The organism is Promicromonospora aerolata (assembly GCF_042682255.1).
GTDB lineage: Bacteria > Actinomycetota > Actinomycetes > Actinomycetales > Cellulomonadaceae > Promicromonospora > Promicromonospora aerolata.
Window position 1 is genome coordinate 3,174,925 of sequence record NZ_JBHUHF010000001.1, and the last position, 22,181, is coordinate 3,197,105.

Genomic DNA, 22,181 nt, shown 5'->3' on the forward strand with positions numbered 1-22,181 from the left:
CGGTCAGACCCAGTCGAATCCGCCGCGGCGCCACTCGTAGACGAACGGCACGGTGATCAACGCCAGGAACGCCAGCATCGCCACCAGCCCGAACGTCGCGAGCGTCGTGAAGTCCACGGCCCACGGGTAGAGAAAGACGACCTCGATGTCGAACACGATGAATGTCATCGCCACCAGGTAGTACTTGATCGGCAGGCGCCCACCGCCCACCGCGTGCGGCGTCGGCTCGATGCCGCACTCGTACGAGTCGAGCTTGGCGCGGTTGTACCGCTTGGGACCGATCACGGCGCTCGCGGCGACGCCACCGAGCGCCAGGACTGCCCCGATCGCCATGAGGATCAGGATGGGTACGTAGGGGTTCATGCTGTGCCCTTCATGGACGTGCCCTTCGGATACGTGCTGCGCAGCGTGGAGATACTGCTCGTGGGAGTACTGCTCATGAGCTCGGGACCACCCTGGTCAGGCCCGCGATGACGCGGTCGGCCCAGTCGCCGCCCTGGGGCTCGTAGCAGTCGGACAGGAGCTTGAGCGTGAACTGCATGACGACCTTGCGCGGCAGGCCGTGCTTGACGCAGATCCGCATGATCTCGGGGTGCTCGATGAGCCGCACGAACCAGCGGCCCAGGGTGTAGTAGCCCCCGAGGTCCGCACGCATGCGGTCGGCATAGGTGCCGAGCGTGGCCTCGCGGGCGGTGTCGGTGCGCTTGTGGCGGGCCTGGCTGATCGCCTCCGCGGCGACCCGGCCTGCCTGCAGCCCGTAGGCGATGCCCTCGCCGTTGAACGGGCTCACCATGCCGGCGGAGTCGCCGGCCAGGAGCACGCCGTCCGCGTACAGCGGGCCACGGTTGTAGCCCATGGGCAGGGCCGCGCCACGGATCGGGCCGCGCTCCGGCTCGTGCACCAGGTCCCAGCCCTCGGGCGCGCTCTTGGACAGCCACGTCTCCATGAGACGCCGGTAGTCGATACCCGCCTTGGACTGGCGGGCGGGCGTCGAGTGCACGCTGCCGAGGCCGACGTTCACCGTGCCGTCCCCGAGCGGGAAGATCCAGCCGTAGCCGGGCAGCAGGGCGCTCTTGCCCGGTTCGCCGTCCCACAGCTCCAGGTGGGACTCCATGAACGGGTCCTCGTGGCGCGGGGTGCGGTAGTAGGCCCGCACGGCGGTCCCCATGGGCCGGTCGTCACGGCGTTCCCGCCCGATGGCGAGCCCGAGGCGCGAGCTGACGCCGTCGGCCGCCACGACCACCGGGGCACGCAACTCCTGCAGCGGGCCCTCCGGGCGGCCGCGGGCGTCGAGCGGCTGGGCGGTGACACCGACCACGCGGCCGTCGTCGTCGCGGAGCGGTCCGGTGACCTTGGTGCGCTGCAGCAGCTTGGCGCCGCTCGCCTGCGCGTGCTGGGCCAGGGTCTGGTCCAGCGTCATGCGCGCACGGGCCATGCCGTAGCCCGGGTACGTGGTCAGGCTCGGCCAGTCCAGCTCGTAGGAACGGCCGCCGCCGTGGACGCGCAGACCGCGGTTGCGGATCCAGCCGTCCTCCTCGCGGGTGGGTACGCCCATACGCACCAGCTCGGCCACGGCACGAGGCGTCAGGCCGTCGCCGCAGATCTTGTCGCGCGGGAACTCGCCCTTCTCCAGGAGCAGCACGTCAAGACCCGCGGCCGCGCACCAGTGCGCGGTGGACGAGCCGGCCGGACCGGCGCCCACCACGATGACGTCCGCGTCGTCGCGTCTTGCTGTTCGCACGTTCACCCCCGTTGGGAACCCGCTGTCGGTCGCTGCTGACCTTGATGTGCGGGGTTGGATCGGGCTTCCTGACATGCCCTTGTGAACCCTGTCACAACACCGACACCCTAGCCACACTTAGGGGGGATTGTGTAGGAAGGTTCCCCTTACTTGGGAGGGTGCGCCGAGGGTCGCACGGCCACGATTCCCGCCGTGTGCGCCGCGATGGCGAGCTGGGTGCGGTTCTCCAGGCCGAGCTTGGCCAGCGCGCTCGAGATGTGCGCCTTGACCGAACCGTGCGACAGGTACAGGCGGCGCGCGATCTCGGCATTGCCCAGGCCCTCCGCCACGGCCACCGCGACCTGTCGCTCGCGGTCGGTGAGCGGGGCCAGGCCGTCCACCTCGTCGGAGCATGCCGGGTTCGGCGGGGCGTGACTCGGCGGGGCTTGGCTCGGCAGGGCTTGGCTCGGCGGGGCCGGGGCCGGGGAGGCTTGGCTCGGCGGGGTAGCCGGGCCAGGCCCGGTGCCCCGTGGTGCGTCCGCGACATGGTCGATCAGGCGCTGCAGGACGGTGGGCGAGACCGTCGGCTCGCCGTCGGCCGCCGCACGGATCGCGCGGACGATCTCGGGCGGCGGCGTGTGCTTGAGCAGGAAGCCCGAGGCCCCGGCACGCAGCGCGTCGAGCACCACGGGTTCGGTGTCGAACGTGGTCAGCACGATCACCACGGGCTGGGCGACGTCCGGCGTCGACCGGAGCGCCCGCAGCGCGGCGACACCGTCCAGCCGCGGCATACGGAGGTCCAGCAGCACGACGTCCGGCGTCGCCTCCCGCACCACGCCGACCAGCCGGTCGCCGTCCTCCGCGTCCCCGACCACGTCGACGCCCGGTGCTCCGGTGAGCATCAGGCGCAGTCCCTGGAGGACCAGCGGGTCGTCGTCGACCAGGACCACGCGGACCGGCGTCACGCTCGCTCCCGGGGCAGGTACGCGGCCAGGCGGAACTCGCCGTCGCGGACGCCGTGCTCGAAGCGGCCGCCGTCGAGCCGCACGCGTTCGGCCAGCCCGGTCAGGCCGGCACCCGCGCCCGGGATCTCGCTGGCCGTCACCCCGACGGGCAGCCGGTTGGCCACCCCGACGTGCAGCTCCCCGTCCGACACCTCCACCGACACGGTGACGACCGCACCTGCGGCGTGCTTGCGCGCGTTGGTCAGCCCCTCCTGCACCGTCCGGTAGACCGTGCGCTGCACGTTGTCCGGCAGGTCGTGGAGCGGGTCGAGGTCCAGCCGCGCCGTGACCCGCTGGCCCGCGCCCTGTGCCTCGTCCACCAGGCGTGACACGTCCCGGAGCAGCGGCTGCGGACGCTCGGGGAGGGCGCCGGGCGGGCCCTCGGGGGCGGTGCCGGCCACCGGGTCCCGCAGCACGACCAGCACCTGCCGCAGCTCCTCGACGGCCAGGTGCGCGTTCTGCCGGATCACCGCCGCCGCGGCGCGCACCTCGTCCAGCGTGGGCGGCACCTCCCCGGCGGTGCGGTACTCCAGCGCACCGGCGTGCACCGAGAGCAGCGAGACGCGGTGCGCCAGCACGTCGTGCATCTCGCGGGCGATGCGTTCACGCTCCGCCCGGCGCGCTCCCTCGAGCCGTGCCGCCGCCACCACCCGCTCCCGCGCGGCGTCGGCGCGCAGACCCTCCAGCAGGAGCCGCCGCGACCGCGCGAGCAGCCCGAAGCTGAGTGCCAGGAGGTGCAGGAGCGAGATCACGATCAGGTACGACGGCCAGTCCACCCCTGGGATGGGGAACAGCGCGTGGTACGGCATCGCCGCCGCGAGGTAGCCGGCGACGAGCGGTACCGAGACCTGGGGACGCAGGTAGGCCGCCATCCGGTAGATGACGACGACGACGGCGAACGCCGCGCTCGCGGACAGCGCCGCCGGCACGAAGATCACCAGACCGACCGCCAGCGGGTGGCTGCGGGTCCACCAGAGCGCACAGCAGGACAGGATGCCCATGGCGTAGTCCCAGGGCAGGAACCAGTCGGGGATCCCCGGTGTCACGTCCCGCGCCGGGTCCAGGTACGAAGCCCACACGAGGAGCGCGAAGACGAAGAGCAGGCAGTCCACCACCCACTGCACACCGGTCCGCGGCGCCCGCAGCGGGCTCAGCCCTGCGCGGACGGACGTGCGTCCGCCCTCGACCGGGAGTGCCGCGGTGACCATGCGTCGAGGATAGGTACCGGTGTCGCGGTACGGCCACGGATCGGCGCAGGTCTGGCCGATCGGCCGGAGCCTCCGCCACGGACTGGCCGATCGGCCGATGCGGACCGGGCGTGCCCGCACCAGGCTGGAGCCATGACCTCAGACCCCTCGGCCCTGGACGGCGCACCACCACGGTCCGGTGCGGTCCCCGCGTTCGAGCTCGTCGGGCTCCGCCGGGAGTTCGCCGACAAGGTGGCGGTGGACAGCATCGACCTCCGCGTGCCGCCCGGTTCGTTCTTCGGCCTCGTCGGCCCCAACGGTGCCGGCAAGACGACGGCCCTCTCGATGGCGGTCGGCCTGCTGCGGCCGAGCGCGGGCCGAGCGCTCGTGCACGGCGTGGACGTCTGGGCCGATCCGATCGCGGCCAAGCGCCTGCTCGGGGTGCTACCCGACGGGCTCGCCCTGCCCGAACGGCTGACGGGCGGCGAGCTGCTCACCTACTGGGGGCGGTTCCGTCAGCTCCCCGCGCAGACGGTCGCGGACCGCACCGCGGAGCTCCTGCGGGTCCTCGAGCTGGACGAGGCGGAACAGCTCGGCACGCTCGTCGGCGAGTACTCGACAGGCATGCGCAAGAAGATCGGGCTGGCGACCGCGCTGCTGCACTCGCCGCGACTCCTGGTCCTCGACGAGCCGTACGAGGCGGTGGACCCCGTCTCGGCCCGCGTGCTCACGGCCATCCTGCGCCGCTTCACGGACTCCGGTGGCTCCGTCATCGTCTCCAGCCATGTGATGAGCCTGGTCGAGCAGCTCTGCGACCGGGTGGCGATCATCGCCCGCGGCCAGGTGCTCGCCGACGGGACCCTCGACGAGGTCCGCGGCGCGGGCACCCTGGAGGACCGGTTCGTCGAGCTGGTCGGCACCACCGACCTGGCAGAGGAGGACCTGACGTGGATCGGGAGCTGATCTCGCTCAAGCTGACGACGCTGCGGCACACCGCCGCCGGCCTGCGACCGGCCGGGTGGGTGATCGGCGGGCTGCTCGCCGCGGCCACCTGGACCGCCGCACTCGTCGCCGGCGGGGACGGCGCCCGGCACTCGATCCTCACGCTCGCATTCCTGTTCTGGGGCATCGGTGCCGCGATCGGCCCGGTCCTGATGAGTGGTGCCGGCACCCTGCGTCCCGGCTGGTTCGCGCTGCTACCGATCCCCCGGCGGACGCTCGGCCGGGGACTCCTCGTCAGCGTCTACGTGAGCATCGCCGCCGCGGTGGTGCTCGCCGCCCTCCTCGCGGTCGGGCTGCACGCCGCGCTGCTGGATCCGGTGACGCTCGTCGTCGCGGTCCCTGGTGCAGCCCTGACCTGGGTGCTCGTGATCGCGCTGTCCCGCCTGGTCTACGGCCTGCTCGGGGCCGCGATGGGCTCGCGCGTCGGCATCGAGATCGCGTCGATCCAGTTCGGTCTGATGTTCGCGGGGATGTTCGCCGGCTGGATCCCGGTGACCATCGCCATCGAGCGCACGCCGGACCTGCTGGCGACCGGCATCACCGACAATGCGGTGACCCGCGGCCTCGACATGAGCCCCACGTCGTGGTCGGTGCTCGCGGTCGAACGCGCCGCACGCGGGGACTGGGCCGGCGCCTTCCTCCTGCTGGGCGCGCTCGCGCTGTGCGCCGGCGTGGTCGTGGCAGCCGCCATCCCCCTCCTGGTGCCCTCTACCCGCCCGCGCGCCCAGCGGCGCGGTGGGCGGCGCCGCTCCACCGGCCTGGTCGCGGGCGGCGGGTTGCTGCCCCGCACGCAGACGGGCGCGGTGATCGCCAAGGAGCTGCGGCAGTGGAGCCGCGACGGCTGGCGGCTGGTCGAGGTGCAGTCGGCCGTCTGGGGTGGCGTGCTGATCGGGGCGCTGGCACTGACCAGCGACGATCTCAGGGTCATCGCGGCGTTCGTCGGCCTCTTCGTGGCCTTCATGCTCGGTATCGCCGCCTGCACCATGTACGGCCAGGACGGCAGCGCGGTGTGGCTCGACGTCGTCGGGCAGGACACGACGTCGATCCGGGCGGACGTGCGCGGCCGGCAATGGGGTGCGGTACTGACCTTCCTGCCCAAGGTGCTGGTGGTGACCGCGGTGTTCGTGGTGCTCAGCCAGGCCTGGTGGGCCGTCCCGGTCCTGCTGGCCGCGACCCCGGCGTTGTTCGGGGCCGCTTCGGGCGCCGCCGTGCTCGTGGCCGCCGTGGGCGTGTCCCCAGGTGTCGACCCGCGCCAGCGCGTAGGCCCCAACGACGCGGTCGGCAACATCAGCCTGCACGTCTGGGTGGTGATGCTGCTGATCTCGGTCGCGGTGGCGCCCACCGCGGGGATGATCGGCATCCTGGCGGCGGCACCGTCGGCATGGCTGGCGGCGCTCACGGTCGTCGTCGGGCTCGCCAACGGCTTCGGCGCCGCGTGGCTGCTCGGCCGGATCACGATCGGCTACCTGACCGATCGGCTGCCCGACCTGTTCAGCCGCATCCGGTACGGCCAGGTGTTCCGCGAGCCTTCCACGGCGGGCACGCTCGACTGGCTCGAGTCGACGACGCTCAAGGGTGAGCAGGAGGCCAAGGCACGGCAGCAGAAGGAGCGCGCGGACCGGATCGCCAAGAGCTCGTCCCGGTAGGGCCCGGCCCCGAGCCGCCCGCGGACGCGCCGCCGGGCGGGAGCGCGCCCGGTGTCCGGCCGGCCTCAGGCCCCCCGGACCGCCCGGTGCAGCGCCACGATGCCGCCGGAGACGTTGCGATAGGCAGCGTGCTCCCATCCGGCGTCGAGCAGCAGGCGAGCGAGCTCGACCTGGGTGTGCCAGGTCCGGATGGACTCGGCGAGGTAGTCGTAGGAGCCCTTCTCGCGGGTCACCGCGTTCGCCACCAGCGGCAGCGCGCGCATCAGGTACTCCTGGTAGACCGTGCGGAACGGCGCCCACGTGGGGGTGGAGAACTCGCAGATCACCACGCGCCCGCCGGGGCGGACGACCCGCCGCATCTCGCGCAGCGCCACGCTCGTGTCCGCGACGTTCCGCAGGCCGAAGCTGATGGTCACGGCGTCGAACGAGGCGTCGGCGAACGGCAGGCGCATGGCGTCTCCCGCCACGAACGGCAGGTCCGGCCGGCGTTCCTTGCCGACCTGCAGCATGCCGGTCGAGAAGTCGGACGGGACCACGAACGCGCCGTCAGCGGCGAAGGGTTCGCTGCTGGTTCCGGTACCCGCTGCGAGGTCGAGCACGCGCTCGCCCGGCATCGCGGCGACCGCCTCGACCGTGAGCCGGCGCCAGCGCCGGTCCTGGCCCAGGGAGATGAGGTCGTTCGTCAGGTCGTAGCGAGCGGCGATCCCGTCGAACATCGACGCGACCTCGGCCGGCTTCTTTTCCAGGCTTGCGCGGGACATACGGCCATCGTTTCACGCCCCGGCCCGCGCACCCTTGGCATACGAGGTACATGGTCGGCAATCCGTCAGGTAATCGGTAGCCCGGGCTGCCGATCACCTGACGGATTGCCGACCACAGCGAGCGCAGGCGGCGAGCGCAGGCGGCGAGCGCAGGCGGCGGTGCGAGCACCGGCGGCCGCGGCACTGTGACCTCCGCTACGGGCCGCGTCCGACGGCCGCCGCCGCGCTTATCCTGAGGACGATGATCGCTTCACCTGCCGGCGGGACGCCCGGCACTCCGGGCACCGGCGTCCCCGGCATACCCACCGGTACCACCGTGTACGACACCTGGGTGGCCGAGGCCCCGCCTCCGTCCGAGGACACGCCGCGGGGCGCGCCCGAGGGCCCGCAGCTCGTGGTCCGCACCGTCGCGGTCGACGACCTGCCGGACACGCCGACCGCACTGGTCGACCGCCTCCCCGACACGCATGCCCTCGCCTGGGTCCGGCACGGCGACGGGCTCGTCGGCTGGGGCGAGGCGCTGCGCTTCGAGACGTTCGGTCCGGGCCGCTTCGCCGACGCCGACGACGCCTGGCGGCAGGTGCTCGACCGCGCCGTGGTGCATGACGACGTGGTGCTGCCGGGTAGCGGACTGGTCGCGTTCGGCAGCTTCGCTTTCGACGATGTGTCGCCCGGCGACGAGTCGGAGGACCCCGCGCGGGCGAGCGGCGTGCTGATCGTGCCGCGGGTCGTCGTCGGGCGGCGGGGAGACCGTGCCTGGATGACGACGATCTCGCTGGTGGGCGACCGGTCCGCCCCGGTCGGCGAGGACCTGCTGTCCGCGTACCCGCACCAGCCCGTCACCGAGCCGGGCCGGGTGGCGCTGGCCGACGGCGCCGTGGGCGCGGCGGACTGGCCGGCCGTGGTCGCGGAAGGGGTCACCCGGATCCAGACCGGCGAGCTGGAGAAGGTGGTGCTCGCACGCGACGTCGTCGCCACCGCCGAGCACCCGGTTGACACCCGTCACCTGCTCGGCCGCCTCGCCTCCGCCTACGACGCCTGCTGGGCCTTCAGCGTGGACGGCATGGTCGGCGCGACGCCGGAGCTGCTGGTCCGCAGCGAGAAGGGGCTGGTCGCCTCGCGCGTGCTGGCGGGGACGATCCGCCGTGAGCACGGCAGGGGCCCGCAGGCCGACCCGGATCCCGAGCGCCCCCGCGACGGCGCGCGGCCCGGCGAGCGCTCGGTGCGGGACGGGGACGACGCCGACCTGCTGCACGCCGCCCAGCTCGCCCGCTCCTCGAAGGACCTGGAGGAGCACGAGTTCGCGGTGCGCTCCGTGGCCGCGGCCCTGGAGCCGTTCTGCTCGTCGATGAACGTGCCCGAGGCGCCGTTCGTGCTGCACCTGCCGAACGTGATGCACCTGGCGACCGACGTGACCGGCGTGCTGACGGACCAGAACCCGGCGTCGGGCCCGCGGCCGCCGTCGTCGCTCTCGCTGGCCGCGGCCCTGCACCCGAGCGCCGCCGTCTGCGGTACCCCGACCACGGCCGCCCGCAGCCTCATCCGCGAGATCGAGGGCCTGGACCGCGGCCGGTACGCCGGGCCCGTGGGCTGGGTCGGCGCCGACGGGGACGGCGAGTGGGGCATCGCGCTGCGCTCGGCCGAGATCTCACCGACGGACAGCCGGCACATCCGGCTGTTCGCGGGCTGCGGCATCGTCGCCGCGTCCGATCCCCAGGCGGAGCTGGCGGAGTCGGAGGCCAAGCTGGAACCGATGCGCTACGCCCTGGGCGCCACCACCTGACCCCCGACGCGTTGAGTGCGGGGTATTTGTTGGATCAGCCGCTCCTGACCAACAAATACCCCGCACTCAACGTGTTCGATCAGGGGGTGCCGGCCGTAGGGCCCTTGCCGATCGGGTCGGTCGGGTCGCCCCAGACCTGCTCGCGGAAGCCGTCCCACACCTGGACGTCGGACGTCGCGCCGATGAAGCCCATCCGCGCGTCCGTGGCGGTCAGCAGGATCTCGATGAGCGAGGCGCCCTCGAGGACCTTGGTGGCCACCTCCAGGAGGTCCTGCCCGTCGGGCAGGTTCGCGTGGATCGACGACACGTACATGTGCGCGTTGCCCTCGAGCGACACGAAGTTGGCCCGGGTGTCCGTGCCCGCCGTCGTGCCGTCGTCGTAGGCGTACGACTTGAGCCAGAAGCCGTCGACGACGACCTTGTCGGCCGAGATCTTGATGGCGTCCCGACGGTCCCCGTTGTTCTTGACCGGCACGTTCGCCAGGCCGATGCCGTTGATGCCGGTGAGGGGGATCGTCAGGTCCCGGCTCTCGAGGTCCGCCGGGAGCGAGAAGACCGAGCCGTCCTCCCGGGCTCCGCACTGGCCGGGCAGGTCGATGTTGAGGTCGTACCGGCCACCGAAGCTGATCTTGACGCAGGTGCCGAGCTCCGTGTGCAGCGCCTCCTCGAGCGTCTCCTGCGGGTCGATCTCCCCACAGGGGTCGGACGGCGCGCTGTCCTCCGCCTCGGGCGGCACCTCGCCGTCCTGGGTCGGCTCCTCGCACTCCGGCGGGTCGTCGTCCTTGCCGGCTCCGGCTCCGTCGCCGGAGTCCCCGGACCCGGCCTCGTCGCCGTTCTCGTCGTCGGCCGGCCCGGTCAGGCCGTCGGTGACGTCGTCGACCGCGTCCCCGACCGGGTCCTCACCCGCACCGGTGCCCGGGTCCGACGTCGCGGGGTCCGACGTGCTCGGCGAGGGCGACGCGGACGGGTCCGCAGCGCTCCCGTCGTCGTCGCACGCGCCGAAGACCACGCACCAGAACGAGTCGTCCTGCTGCGTCCCGGCGTCCGACGCGGCCGGCATGCTCAGGCCGGCGAGCGTCATCGCGCTCGCCACGACCACCGCCGCGGACTTCTGGGACAGCGCACGCAGCGCGGTGCTGAGCGTCTCGACCTGGGGGATCGCCTCCGTCTCCGCAGCGGGCTCGCGCCGGTCGCCCGGTCCGACGTCGTCCGCCTCCGCGGCCGGCGAGGTCGTCGCGGCGTCGCCCCGCTCCGGGGCCTCGTCCGCCGCGTGGGCGGGGTCACCGTCGGCGCTCGGCACGTCATCGGCGGCGGACGTCTCGCCCGCGGTGCCGTCCGTGTGCCCGGGCGCCTCGGCGTCGCCGGCCTCGGCCGACGGCTCCGCGCCCTCCTCCTCCGTCGCCTCGGCCGGCGGCGCCCAGGAGACGACGACGATGCCGCCGATCACCCCGAGCAGGAACCCGACGACCCAGCCCCCGAGGTTCACTCCCGCGATGGAGTACACGGAGATCGCGAGAGCGATCACGCCGTAGAAGATCCGGTGCACGGGCTGGGTGATCGACAGGATGCCGAGCAGGACCAGCGCGATCGGCAGGATCGTCGCCTGCGCCCCCTCCACCCCGAACTGCAGCACGACGTTCATGCCGAGCTGGTCCAGCTTGATCGGGCCGGACAGGAGCATCTCCAGGCCAGCGAGCGCTACCAGCACACCCCCGACGAACGGCCGCTGCGCGCGCCAGGGGCGGAAGTCCCTGCGCCAGCCGGCGAGCCTCGTGCGAAGTCCGGGGCGGCCGGCCTGCGCCGGGCCGTCACCCGGATTCAGAAGCACTCAGTGCCGTCCGTGATCTTGAGGCTGAGGTCCGTCAGCTGGAAGACGGCGGCCTGCGTGCTCCAGGAGACCTGCTCGAGGTTCGAGATGTCGATCGAGTCGGAGTCCATGGCGAAGTCGCCCGCGTCGCCCTTCTTGGCCGTGTTCACGGTCGAGGCGTCGACGCCGATACGGATGTTCTTGAAGATCGCGGTACCCGACAGGTCGTTCATGCCGATCTGCAGGTCGGTCGCCTTCGCGGGCTCCTTGCCGGTGCCGGCGGAGATGAGGATGCCCACCTTGCCGAGCGGGGTCTCCTCGACGACCGACTGGCACAGGTTGTAGAGCTTCGCGTCCTTGATGTTCGCGATGGCCGCGGGGTGCTGCGTGCCGTCGGAGGCGGTGGCCACCCCCGCGTACTGCGAGAAGCCGGTGCCCTCGAGCTGGTCGGCGCCGATCTTGAACTGGCTGCCGGAGATGGCGAACGAGACGGGCACGGCGCCCTGTGCAACCCCACCAAGCAGAACGCTGGCGGCGATCGTGACCGGAATGACTGCGAGAGCCACGCGACCCTTGCGCGACCCCGTGAGCTTGCTGAGCTTCATTGGTGTTCCCCTCGATGCCAATGTGAGAACGACTACGCCGTCGTTCCGCCGCGACGTTAGCGCGATTACTGAGTGAGCGTCAATTAACCCGCTGAGAGCGCCGCAAAGCATGACGGATATGCTCGAACCATGGCAACAGCCCGTCGCACGCGACTTCGCCCGGAGGAACGCCGCAACCAGCTCGTGGCGCTGGGAGTCGCCACTCTCGCGGACCGACCGCTGGCCGAGGTGACCGTCGAGGAGATCGCCGCCGAAGCCGGTGTCTCGACGGGTCTCGTCTACTACTACTTCGGCTCCAAGAACGGGCTGCACCACGAGATCGTGCGCCGCGCGCGCGACTCGATGCTGCACGCCTCCGAGCCGCAGCCGGAGCTCCCGCCGGCCGACCGCCTGGTCAGCACGCTGACCAGGCTCGTCGCGTACGTCAAGGAGCACGGTCCGACGTTCTACTCGCTCGTCCGCGGTGCGGCCAGCGGCGACGAGGAGGTGCGCGCCGTCATCGAGGACGCGCGGCGCCAGCAGACGGAGCGCGCCCTCGCCGTGCTGCTGGAGCTCGGCGTGCCCGAGAGCGAGCTCCTGCGGGTCGCGGTGCGCTCGTGGGTGGCGCTCGCCGAGCAGGCCCTGGTCGACGGCGGCATCAACTCGGACCTCACGGACGACGAGCTGGTCGGTTACCTCGAGCGCAGCCTGGGCGGGGTCGTCGGCGCCGTCGTGCCGGGCGCCTCGGAGGCGCTGTTCGGGGTTCCGTCCGCGCTCTGAGCCAGGCTCCGCTGCCGGCGGTGCGGGCGAACCGGCAGGCGGCCGGCTTCGGGGTCAGAGCGCCTTGACCATCAACAGACAGGGATCGTCGGCCCAGAGGTCGGGAAACTCCTCCACCGGGTGGAACCCGCACGCCGCGTAGAAGGCGCGGGTCTGGTCGAACCCGGGGTCGGACGCCGACGGGCCGAGCGTCTTGACGCTGAGCAGCCGCACGCCCTGGCCGCGGAGGTCCGCCTCGACGCGCTCCAGGAGGGTCCGCCCGATGCCCACCCGGTGATGCTTGCGCCGGACGGCGAGCAGGTGCACCTCGGCCGACGTCGGATAGCGCTGGTCGAGGAGCAGCACGCCGAGCACGTCCCGGAGGGCGATCTCACCGCCGTCGGCCCCGACCGCCGGCATCGGGCCGCCCGGCCCGGCCCCCACCGGCAGGACCTCCGGCGCGGCGACCGCCACATAGTTGGGGAACTTGGCCGCCGCCTCGACATACTCGTGCGTGAACCGGTCGATGCCGAACCACTCCGGCAGCTCCTCGAGGATGTCGTGCGCGGCATCCGATCGGCCGAGGGTCCTGACCACGGTAAACGTCCCAGACACGCGGCCTAACTTAGACCGGACGGGCCAGGTTCACCCGCTGAACGCGAATATGTGCCGGACCCCCAGGTCAGCGAGCGATCTGGGGGTCCGGCACGTCGGTCCGGGGCTCAGCCCTGGTCGCCGAAGAACTCCTGCATCCAGTCGGGGATGTTGTTCGGTGCGCTCTGGTCCGACCCCGAGTCCGGCTCGCCGCTCTGACCCTGCTGGCCCTCCTGACCCTGCTGGTCCTGCGGGGTCTGCGCCGCCGACTCCTCCCGGACCGCGAGGGTCACGGTGACCTCCTGGGTGCTGCCGTCGCGGACCACGGTCAGCACCGACTCGTCGCCGGCCTCCTTCTCGCGGACGAACGCCGTGAGCGACGCCGCGCCGTTGACCGGGTCGCCGTCGATCTCGACGATGACGTCGCCCTCCTGGATGTCGGCGTTCCCGGCCGGCGAGTCCGGCACGACCTCGACGACGCCGGCTCCCCTGCGGGTGACGTCGTCGGCCGTCGCGGTGGCGTCCTGGAGCGAGACCCCGAGGAACGCGTGCTCGGCCGTGCCGTCGTCCTTGAGCTGGTCACCGATCTGGGTGGCCAGGTTCGACGGGATCGCGAAGCCCAGGCCGATCGACCCGGAGCCACCTGCCGACATCCCGCCCGACAGGGTCGCGATCGACGAGGTGATGCCGATGACCTCGCCCGACGCGTTGAACAGCGGCCCACCCGAGTTGCCCGGGTTCACCGCGGCGTCGATCTGGATGGCGTTGGTGACCACCTGGTCCGACCCGTCCTCGGCGCTGGCCGTGACCGGGCGGTCCAGTGCGGACACGATGCCCGTCGTGGCGGTGTTGGCCAGGCCCAGCGGGTTGCCGAGCGCCATCACGGGCTCGCCCACCACGACGTCGGACGAGTCCGCGAACGTCGCCGGGCTGAGGTCCGACGGCGGGTCGGACAGCTGCACGACGGCGAGGTCGGTGGCGGGGTCGGTGCCGACGATGTCGGCCTCGTACACGCGGCCGTCGCTCAGCGTGACCTGGACCTTCGCCGCGTCGGCGACCACGTGGTTGTTGGTCAGGATGCGGCCCTCGGAGTCCAGCACGACGCCGGAGCCCTCGCCGCCACCGCCCTGGCTCGCCACCTGGATCGCCACGACGGACTCCTGCACGGCCGACGTGACCGACGTCCAGTCCGGGTTCTCGACGCTCGAGCTGTTCACGGGCACGCTCTCGCCGCCCGACCGTCCGACGTCGGCCAGCGAGGCGGCACGGTCGGAGTCGTCCGCGAGCGAGATGGCCCCCGCGGTACCCAGGCTGGCGAGCAGCGCGGCGGCCGCGGCCGCACCGACCACGGGGACCCAGGCGCGGTTCTTCGTCTTCGGCTCCTCCGACGTCGACGCGGCGGCCGGGGCCGCGTACGGGTTGACGTACCCCGACGTCGGGCTCGGAGCCGGGGCCGCGTTCTGCGCGGGCGCCGGGTACTGGGCCGGCGCCCCCACCGGCACGGACGCGGGGGCCTGGGCCTGCGCGGCGTCCGGAGACTGTGCGGCGTCCGGAGACTGTGCGGCGTTCGGGGACTGCGCGTTGTGGGGGGACTGCTCAGGTGCCGCGGCCTGCGCGGGCGCCGGGCCGGTGACCGGCAGCTGCTGGGTGGGCTCCGTCACGGGCGGCAGCTGCTCGGTGGGCTGCACTGCGGGCGACTGCTGATCCGGCTGCGGAGTGGTGCTGTTCTCGTCGGTCATCGTGACCCTCCTTGAAGTCAGAACCAGTTGACACCCCCTTCCTTGTCCCAGCCTTGGACAAGTCTGTGAGTTCGCTGCATGCCCTGACCGTTCCAGCGCTCAACGCGGAGGGGCGCCACCTTCCACGATACGACCGACCAGGTCGCGGGACTCCGTCAGCCGGTCGGCGCGGGGTACCCGCACCTCGATGACCTGGATACCGTGGCTCGGCGCCTGCAGCGCGTGACGCAGGGTCGGCACGTCCTTCACCAGCTGGTGGTCCACGCCGTATCCGGCGCACAGCTGTGCCAGGTTCGACCCGTGCGGCGTGCCGAAGACCCGCTCGAACGTGGCGCTCGCCCCGCTGCCCGTCGCAGCGAGCGCGCCGTGCTCCAGCGTCGCGAAGATGGAACCGCCGTCGTCGTTCACCACGACGACCTCGAGGTCCACGGAGGGTTCGTCGGGCCCACGGAGCAGTCCGCCGACGTCGTGCAGGAACGTCAGGTCGCCCAGCAGGGCGCGCGTGCGCAGACCGCGCCGTGCGGCGGCGAGCGCGACACCGACCGCCGTGGACACCGTGCCGTCGATGCCGGCGAGCCCACGGTTCGCGAGGACGGCCGGGCCGGGCCCGTCGAGGCCGAGCACCAGCTCGAGGTCCCGCACCGGGTTGGACGAGCCGACCACCAGCAGGTCTTCCGGGCCGAGCACGCCGGCCACGGCGCGGGCGACGGAGAGCGCGGTCGGCCCGCCGATGACGGCCTCGTCGCAGGTGACCTCGTCGAGGACTAGGGACGCCCGCACCCCGGCCGCCCGCCACTGCTCGAGGAATCCCGTGGGCTCGGGCGCGGCGGCCTCGAACCACACCGGTGCGACACCGGGCAGCACCACGGCGGCGTTGCGGGCGGCGTCAGGCCACGGCCCCGCACCCGGTGCGATGACGGTGACGGCGACGGAGGGCCGGCCGAGGAGCCGCTGCACGGGACGCGAGAGGGTGGGCCGCCCGAGGACCACCACCTGCTCGATGCTCTCGGCGAGCTCTTCCGAGCCGAGCAGGGCCCGGTAGGCCGCTATGGCGTTGGGCCCGCCCGTGGCGCCCGACGACGGCTCGGCGAACAGCGGCCAGCCCTGCGCCTCGGCGAGCTGCCGAGCCTCCGGCCCCGCGCCGTCGCCCGCGACGACGACGGTGCGTGCGGGGTCGCCCGGCAGCGCGGGCGAGGCGAAGTGCTGCAGCACGGCGGGGACCACGAGCGGCGGATCCGGCTTCGGACAACCGTCCTGCGCGGTGTCGGCCGTCGGTCCTGGCAGCGGGGCCGACGGCGCCAGCGGGTCGCGGAACGCCAGGTTGAGGTGTACCGGCCCCGGATGTCCCGACCGGAAGCCGAGCGCCGCGCTCACCGCACGGCCCGTCACGCTCCTCAGGTCCCGGAGTTGCTGCGCGCTCGCCGTGCCGGGCTCGGGCTCGGTGCTGGGTGGGGTGCCGGGTGCGGTGCCGGGTGCGGTGCCGGGTGCGGTGCCGGGTGCGGTGCCGGGCGGCGCTGCCGGTGTCCCGGCGTCCGACGGCGCAGGCACGTCCACGGCGAACCGCACCGCGGTGCCGAAGATCCCCACCTGGTCGGTGGTCTGTGACGCCCCGGTTCCCCGCAGCTCGTGCGGCCGGTCGGCGGTGAGCAGGATCAGGGGGAGCCCGGTGTGGCTCGCCTCCAGCACCGCTGGGTGCAGGTTGGCGACGGCGGTCCCCGACGTCGTGACCACGGCGACCGGCGCACCCTCCGCGCCCTTCGAGAGTCCCAGCGCCAGGAACCCCGCCGCCCGCTCGTCGATCCGCACGTGCAGGGTGACGCGACCGACGTCGGCCGCCTCCGCGACCGCGTAGGCGAGGGGCGCGCTGCGCGAGCCGGGGGCGAGCACCACGTCCTGCACGCCCCGGGTGATCAGGTCGGCGACCAGGGCGCGGGCGACGGTGACGGCGGGCGGGATCGTCATGCGTCCTCCAGGATGCGGGTCAGTCGGTGGTACCGCGCGAGCCAGCGCTCGGTCGTGGGGGCGTCGGCCTCGGCAGCCGCGAGCGCCTCGGGCGAGGGCTCCGGGCGGCGGACCGGGAGCGCGCCGTCGACGGGGAGCAGCGGCTCCGTGACGACGTCGTGCGCCAGCAGCTGGGAGGTCGCGAGCCCGCAGGCATACGGGAGCTCAGGGAGGGCCGCGGCGAGGGCGACGCCGGCGGCGAGCCCTACCGAGCTCTCGAGCGCGGACGACACGACGACGGGCAGCCCCACCTGTTCGGCGAGGTCGAGGCAGGCGCGGACGCCGCCGAGGGGCTGGACCTTGAGCACCACGATGTCGGCGGCCTCCTGGCGGACCACGCGCATCGGGTCGGACGCCCGGCGGATCGACTCGTCGGCCGCGACGGGGACGTGCTGCTTGCGGCGCACGATCGCGAGCTCCTCGACGCTGGCGCAGGGCTGCTCCACGTATTCGAGCCCACCGGCCGCACGGTCGATCTCAGCCAGGTGGGCCAGGGCCTCGGACGGGGTCCAGGCGGCGTTGGCGTCCACCCGGATCGCGCCGTCGGGGCCCAGGGCGTCACGAACCGCGGCGACTCTTTCCACCTCGGCAGCCACGGGTTCGAGCGTGCCGTCGGGGCCACGCTGGGCGACCTTGACCTTGGCGGTGCGGCACCCGCCGGACGCGAGCACGATGGCGCGGGCCCGCTCCGGCCCGACGGCGGGGACCGTGACGTTCACCGGCACGCTCCGCCGGACCGGTTCGGGCCAGCCGACGTGGGCGGCCTCGTGTGCCGCGCGCAGCCAGGTCGAGGACTCCTCGTCGTCGTAGTCCCAGAACGGCGACAGCTCGCCCCAGCCGGCGTCGCCGTGCAGGAGGACGCCGTCGCGCACGTCGATCCCGCGAAAGCGGGTCCGCAGGGGTGTGGACCAGACGACGGGTTCACCGATCAGCAGCACAGGCTCAGGTTATCGACCTGGTGGCACCGCACGGGCTGCGACCGGCGTGAGTTCGGTCCACTGCACAGCGGCCTGCGTGAGTTCGGTCCGTTGGGATGAGATCGGTCGGTTAACTGACCGATCTCATCCCAACGGACCGAACTCAGCTGCGCAGCTCAGCAACAGACCGAACTCACCCCGCCGGCTCCGGCCCTCCGGCACACCGCGCTGTTCGAACTACGCTTGCCCGCGTGAGCACGAGCACCGAACTGCCCCCGCAGGTCTCCGAGACGTTCGACCCCCAGCGCTGGCGCGCGGTCGCAGGCTTCGAGAACCTGACCGACCTCACGTACCACCGGGGCGTCGACCGCAGCGGCGACGAGCCGCGCGACCTGCCAGTGGTCCGTATCGCGTTCGACCGGCCGGAGGTCCGCAACGCCTTCCGCCCGCACACGGTGGACGAGCTGTACCGGGTGCTGGACCACGCGCGCATGACGTCGGACGTCGGCACGGTGCTGCTCACCGGGAACGGCCCCTCTCCCAAGGACGGCGGCTGGGCCTTCTGCAGCGGTGGGGACCAGCGCATCCGGGGCCGCGACGGCTACCGCTACGCGGAGGGCGAGAACGCCGACTCCATCGACCCGGCCAAGGCCGGCCGCCTGCACATCCTGGAGGTGCAGCGCCTGATCCGGACCATGCCGAAGGTGGTGGTCGCGGTGGTGGACGGCTGGGCCGCGGGTGGCGGGCACTCCCTGCACGTGGTCGCCGACCTCACGGTCGCCTGCCGCGAGCACGGCAAGTTCAAGCAGACCGACGCCGACGTCGGCTCGTTCGACGCCGGGTACGGCTCCGCGTACTTCGCCCGCCAGATCGGGCAGAAGCGTGCCCGCGAGGTCTTCTTCCTCGCCCGCGAGTACTCCGCCGACGACGCCGAGCGCTGGGGCTCCGTCAACGAGGTCGCCGCCCACGAGGACCTGGAGGGGCTGGCGCTCGAGTACGCCCGCATCATCGCCGGAAAGTCACCGCAGGCCATCCGCATGCTGAAGTTCGCGTTCAACGCCGCCGACGACGGCATCGCCGGCCAGCAGGTGTTCGCCGGCGAGGCGACGCGGCTGGCGTACATGACGGACGAGGCGGTCGAGGGCAAGGAGGCGTTCCTGGAGCGCCGCGAGCCGGACTGGTCAGGGTTCCCGTACTACTACTGAGGCCTGGGTCCTACTTCTGACGACGGTGGGCTGCTTCTGACGACGGTGGGCCGCCCAACCGCAACCTGCGCGTGTGGGAGGCCCGGTCACCCGGTGCCGAACCGCAAGTCTCACGTCATGACCGGCGCCGAACCGCACGCTGCACGTCATAACCAGTGCCGAACCGCACGCTGCACGCCATGACCGGCGCCGATCCGCAAGATGCATGTCTGCCAGCCCTCGGATCGACGTCTACCTTGCGGCTCGGCAGCCGACATGACACGTACCTTGCGGTTCGGCCCGCCGACAGCAGATCCAACCTGCGGCTCCGGCCCGCCGACACCACGTCCGACCTGCGGCTCGGCACCCGGCACGGCTGCCGCACCACGACGGCTCGTCAGTCGTCGTCCGGCGCACGACCGTCCGGAGTCACCGGGGCCTGGTCCGCCATGACCCGGAACTCCTCGGCTCCCAGTGCCGCCGCCAGCTCGTCCGGCCCCGTGAACACCACGACTCCCGGGTAGCTCGCCAGGATCCGCCCCAACCGAGCGCGCCCCTCCTCGTTCAGGTCCCGGTCCAGGTCGGCGACCAGGAGCAGCGGCGGTTCGCCGTAGATCGCGCGGGCGAGCGCGAGGCGGGCGCGCTCGTCGGTGGTCAGCGGCTCCCCGCCGGCGCGGAGCTCGGTACGGAACCCGTCCGGGAACCGGTCGGCGGAGAGGCCGACGGCCTCGAAGATTGCAGCGGCCGTCTCGTCGTCCAGGTCGGGACGCCGGTAGCGCAGCGCCCGGCGCAGCGTGCCACGTTCGAACACGGCTCCCCTGGTCGCGAGTCCCACCAGCGCACGAGTGCGCGACGGCGCGGCGGCCCGCAGGTTCTGGCCGGCCACCCAGACCTCGTCGGCAGCACCAGGCTCGACAGCACCAGGCTCGGCGACCCCAAGCTCGGCGACCCCAGCCTCCGCAACACCAGCCTCCGCAGCACCAGCCTCCGCAGCACCAGCCTCGACGACATCAGCCTCGGCAGCACCAGCCTCCGCAACACCACTCGGTGCCGCGTCGAGCCCCACGACGCGGCGCATCAGGCGCAGCGGCGCCTCCGGATCGTCGCCGACCAGGCGTATCCGGACGCCACCCCCACCCAGCAGCGGTGCCTCCGGGGGGATGAGCCCCGGGACCGCCACGTGTACCCGGTCGGGCCCGTCTGCGCCGTCCGGCACCGTGGTCGATGCCGCGGCGTGCCGCGCGCGCATCTCCTCGTCGCGCCGGCGGGCGGCGTCGGCGAGCGCCGGGCCGAGGACCGCGCGGGCAGCCAGGTAGGTCTGCCGGTACTCGACGATCCGGCCGATATCGATGATCGGCGTCGAGGCGATGCCCGCGACCGCCATGGCAGCCATCGTGACGGCGGGGTCGAGCCCCCGGACGACGCCGGTCGCCGCGACGGCCAAGGTCGCCAGCAGCGCCGCCACGGTGCCGGCGGCCCGGATGGTCCCGACGATCACCGACCGGTCGACCGCGCGGTCGACGACGACGTCCGACGCGGAGTCGATGCGGCCGAGCTCGCGCCCCGTGCCCCGCGCCGCGATGATCCCTTGCGAGGCCCCGACGGTGTCGGCGATCCGGGTGGCCATGCGCCCGCGAGCACGCCGCAGCCGGCGCGACCTCAGGTAGGCGGTCCGCGCCCAGGGCACCAGCACCGCGGCGAGCACACCGAGCGGTAGCAGGAATGCGAGACCGAGGGACGGGTCGATGACGGTCAGCCCCGCGGCGGAGCCGACGATCAGCGGGATGCCGGCCGCGAGCGGGCCGACACCCTGCGACACCCAGTTGCGCACGCTGGAGAGGTCGTTCGTGGTGCGGGCGACGGTGATGCCGAGGTGGGTCCGGCCGCCCGGGGTGAGCTCCGCACGCACCAGGTCGCGGCGGGCCTCCCGCACGTAGTCCTGACCGAGCCGTTCCGCTGTGACGCGTTCCTCGATCCGCAGTCCGCCGAGCGCCACGGCAGCCGCCACGATACTGAGGACGGCGACGGCGATCGGCCACGGGCTGCCGGGCCGAAGCTGCGTCAGTGCCCAGGCGCCGACCGCGCCGAGCGCAGCCTGGCCGAGACCCAGCGCCACCAGACCGAGCACCCACCTCCGCCGCACTCCGACGAAGACCTTCGGCAGCTCGCCCGGCTCAGGCGACCGCATGCCCGTCCCCGGCTTCCCCAGCCCCTCCGGCGGCAGCCAGCCCCGCAGCACCCAGCGCGACGGACGCGAGGCACAGGTCGAACGTCGGCACCACGTGCACGTCGAGCGCCGCGCGCGCCTCGGCGGTGGCGAGGGGCGACGCCGTGAGCACTCCCGACACGACGGACGGCTCGCAGCCGAGCGCACGGAGCGCCGCCACTCCCCCGCTCGCGCCGAGGGCGTCACCGGCGGCGAACACGACGCGGTCGACCACCGAGCGGAAGGCGTCATCGGTCAGGAGCCGGCTCGTGTCGCCCTGGTAGAGCCCGTCCGCGATCTCGATCAGCACGACGTCGGGCGCGCCGTGACCGGCCGGGGAGGTCAGCACGTCGGCCATCGTCGCGAAGACGTCGCGGACGTCCTCGAAGGGGAGGCCGAACGTGCTGGGGAGGCCGAAGTCGGTGAAGTCGACGACGTGGTGGGCACCCGCGTCGATGTAGTGGTGGGCGTCGTTGCCCGCACCCGTCCCCGTCGCCTTGCCGGCGTGGACGGTGCGGCCGGCAGCAGCGAGCCCGCGGGCGAGGCACGCCAGTGTGGTCGACTTGCCGGAGTTCATCGACGTACCGACCACGGCGACGACGGGCACGCGTGACGCCGCCCCGCTGACCGACGACGCCGGGCGTACCGGATGAGGCGCGAGGGCCGAGAGGTTCACCACCCCGGACGGGTTCGAGAGCAGCCCGACCGGCTCGATCACCGTGGCGTCCTTGATCGCCGCGTGCTGGTCGACGACGCGCGAGGCGAGCCCGCCGGCCGCGGCCAGGTGGCACGGTCCGAGGTCCTCCGGGATGACCGCGTGGAACTGGTCCGCGGCGTACCGCGACCCGTAGGACACCAGGATCTCGTCGCCCTCGTACAGGATCTGGCGGCGGGAGGCCGGGGACTCCAGCCGCCGGTGCTGCCCGATCGTCACGACGCGTGCCAGGACGACGTCGCCGGGCCGTGGCGCCCTTACCGGGTCGGTGATCAGGTCGAAGGCTGCCGGGTCTGCCTCGATCGCCGCGGCGACGAACCGCGTGGAGTAGGCCTTCTTGGCCCGCAGCAGGCGGCGCACGAGCGGGTCGGGCGTGCGCGCCGCGACGTCGGCGGCGGCCGCCCGGAGCGGGGTGGCGACGGGACGCGGAGCGTAGCCGCGCAGGTCCGGGGACGTGTCGAGAAGGCTCATGGCAGCCACGCTTTCTGGTCGAGGGACGCTCGGTGCGACACCGTCACTCAACTAGGCCGGTATGAACCCGTCATGAGACCGGGATGAAAGCTCTCTCATCG

18 protein-coding genes are annotated in these 22,181 nt (G+C 73.0%); 5 read left to right on the top strand and 13 right to left on the bottom strand.

Going from position 1 to position 22,181, the window contains the following annotated elements; genetic code table 11:
- Positions 1–3: 3 nt before the first annotated feature.
- The 4 genes from ACFSL2_RS14200 to ACFSL2_RS14215 all read right to left on the bottom strand — a co-directional run bounded on the left by ACFSL2_RS14200 (position 4) and on the right by ACFSL2_RS14215 (position 3,932).
- Positions 4–363 (bottom strand): NADH-quinone oxidoreductase subunit A, encoded by a 360-nt coding sequence (locus ACFSL2_RS14200; RefSeq protein ID WP_253876038.1) that lies wholly within the window; start codon positions 361–363, stop codon positions 4–6.
- Positions 364–436: 73 nt separating this feature from the next.
- The gene (locus ACFSL2_RS14205) at positions 437–1,741 is read right to left on the bottom strand and encodes a geranylgeranyl reductase family protein (RefSeq protein ID WP_377198476.1); all 1,305 of its coding nucleotides are present in this window, start codon (positions 1,739–1,741) and stop codon (positions 437–439) included.
- A 146-nt stretch (positions 1,742–1,887) separates the two neighbouring features.
- Complete coding sequence (locus tag ACFSL2_RS14210; protein WP_377198477.1) at positions 1,888–2,685, bottom strand: response regulator; 798 nt, start codon at positions 2,683–2,685, stop codon at positions 1,888–1,890.
- Entirely contained in the window at positions 2,682–3,932 is a 1,251-nt protein-coding gene (locus ACFSL2_RS14215) for a sensor histidine kinase (RefSeq protein ID WP_377198478.1), read from the bottom strand. Before ACFSL2_RS14215 ends, ACFSL2_RS14210 begins: the two co-directional genes overlap by 4 nt.
- A 132-nt stretch (positions 3,933–4,064) precedes the next feature.
- On the opposite strand from ACFSL2_RS14215, the gene ACFSL2_RS14220 reads away from it, so the two are divergent.
- Complete coding sequence (locus ACFSL2_RS14220) at positions 4,065–4,874, top strand: ABC transporter ATP-binding protein (protein ID WP_377198479.1); 810 nt, start codon at positions 4,065–4,067, stop codon at positions 4,872–4,874.
- Entirely contained in the window at positions 4,859–6,559 is a 1,701-nt protein-coding gene (locus ACFSL2_RS14225; protein ID WP_377198480.1) for a hypothetical protein, read from the top strand. Before ACFSL2_RS14220 ends, ACFSL2_RS14225 begins: the two co-directional genes overlap by 16 nt.
- 65 nt (positions 6,560–6,624) lie before the next feature.
- On the opposite strand, the gene ACFSL2_RS14230 is transcribed toward ACFSL2_RS14225, so the two are convergent.
- On the bottom strand, positions 6,625–7,320 hold the full coding sequence (locus ACFSL2_RS14230) for a demethylmenaquinone methyltransferase (RefSeq protein ID WP_377198481.1): 696 nt from the start codon (positions 7,318–7,320) through the stop codon (positions 6,625–6,627).
- Positions 7,321–7,561: 241 nt separating this feature from the next.
- Between ACFSL2_RS14230 and ACFSL2_RS14235 the strand changes: the two genes are divergently transcribed.
- Positions 7,562–9,103: an isochorismate synthase gene (locus ACFSL2_RS14235; RefSeq protein WP_377198482.1), complete on the top strand. Its 1,542-nt coding sequence runs from the start codon at positions 7,562–7,564 to the stop codon at positions 9,101–9,103.
- 79 nt (positions 9,104–9,182) lie between these two features.
- On the opposite strand, the gene ACFSL2_RS14240 is transcribed toward ACFSL2_RS14235, so the two are convergent.
- Complete coding sequence (locus ACFSL2_RS14240; protein ID WP_377198483.1) at positions 9,183–10,931, bottom strand: DUF6114 domain-containing protein; 1,749 nt, start codon at positions 10,929–10,931, stop codon at positions 9,183–9,185.
- On the bottom strand, positions 10,922–11,515 hold the full coding sequence (locus ACFSL2_RS14245; protein WP_377198484.1) for a DUF6230 family protein: 594 nt from the start codon (positions 11,513–11,515) through the stop codon (positions 10,922–10,924). The genes ACFSL2_RS14240 and ACFSL2_RS14245 overlap by 10 nt, the downstream gene beginning before the upstream one ends.
- A 129-nt stretch (positions 11,516–11,644) precedes the next feature.
- Between ACFSL2_RS14245 and ACFSL2_RS14250 the strand changes: the two genes are divergently transcribed.
- A complete protein-coding gene (locus ACFSL2_RS14250; RefSeq protein ID WP_377198485.1) occupies positions 11,645–12,274 on the top strand; it encodes a TetR/AcrR family transcriptional regulator in 630 nt (209 codons plus the stop codon).
- A gap of 54 nt (positions 12,275–12,328) precedes the next feature.
- Here the strand turns inward: ACFSL2_RS14250 and ACFSL2_RS14255 are convergent, their stop codons facing one another.
- The 4 genes from ACFSL2_RS14255 to ACFSL2_RS14270 form a co-directional block, all read right to left on the bottom strand.
- Complete coding sequence (locus ACFSL2_RS14255; protein WP_377198486.1) at positions 12,329–12,868, bottom strand: GNAT family N-acetyltransferase; 540 nt, start codon at positions 12,866–12,868, stop codon at positions 12,329–12,331.
- 107 nt (positions 12,869–12,975) lie between these two features.
- Positions 12,976–14,586 carry a S1C family serine protease gene (locus tag ACFSL2_RS14260; RefSeq protein ID WP_377198487.1) on the bottom strand — a complete coding sequence of 537 codons (1,611 nt, stop codon included), beginning with the start codon at positions 14,584–14,586 and terminating at the stop codon, positions 12,976–12,978.
- 99 nt (positions 14,587–14,685) lie between these two features.
- Positions 14,686–16,548 carry a 2-succinyl-5-enolpyruvyl-6-hydroxy-3-cyclohexene-1-carboxylate synthase gene (menD, locus tag ACFSL2_RS14265; protein WP_377198488.1) on the bottom strand — a complete coding sequence of 621 codons (1,863 nt, stop codon included), beginning with the start codon at positions 16,546–16,548 and terminating at the stop codon, positions 14,686–14,688.
- Positions 16,545–17,525: an o-succinylbenzoate synthase gene (locus tag ACFSL2_RS14270; protein ID WP_377198489.1), complete on the bottom strand. Its 981-nt coding sequence runs from the start codon at positions 17,523–17,525 to the stop codon at positions 16,545–16,547. Before ACFSL2_RS14270 ends, menD begins: the two co-directional genes overlap by 4 nt.
- A gap of 230 nt (positions 17,526–17,755) precedes the next feature.
- On the opposite strand from ACFSL2_RS14270, the gene ACFSL2_RS14275 reads away from it, so the two are divergent.
- A complete protein-coding gene (locus tag ACFSL2_RS14275; RefSeq protein WP_377198490.1) occupies positions 17,756–18,709 on the top strand; it encodes a 1,4-dihydroxy-2-naphthoyl-CoA synthase in 954 nt (317 codons plus the stop codon).
- A gap of 376 nt (positions 18,710–19,085) precedes the next feature.
- Here the strand turns inward: ACFSL2_RS14275 and ACFSL2_RS14280 are convergent, their stop codons facing one another.
- Positions 19,086–20,876, bottom strand: coding sequence for an ABC transporter ATP-binding protein (locus ACFSL2_RS14280; RefSeq protein ID WP_377198491.1), 1,791 nt, complete (start codon positions 20,874–20,876; stop codon positions 19,086–19,088).
- Positions 20,863–22,080 (bottom strand): ATP-binding protein, encoded by a 1,218-nt coding sequence (locus tag ACFSL2_RS14285; protein ID WP_377198492.1) that lies wholly within the window; start codon positions 22,078–22,080, stop codon positions 20,863–20,865. The genes ACFSL2_RS14280 and ACFSL2_RS14285 overlap by 14 nt, the downstream gene beginning before the upstream one ends.
- Positions 22,081–22,181 lie beyond the last annotated feature (101 nt).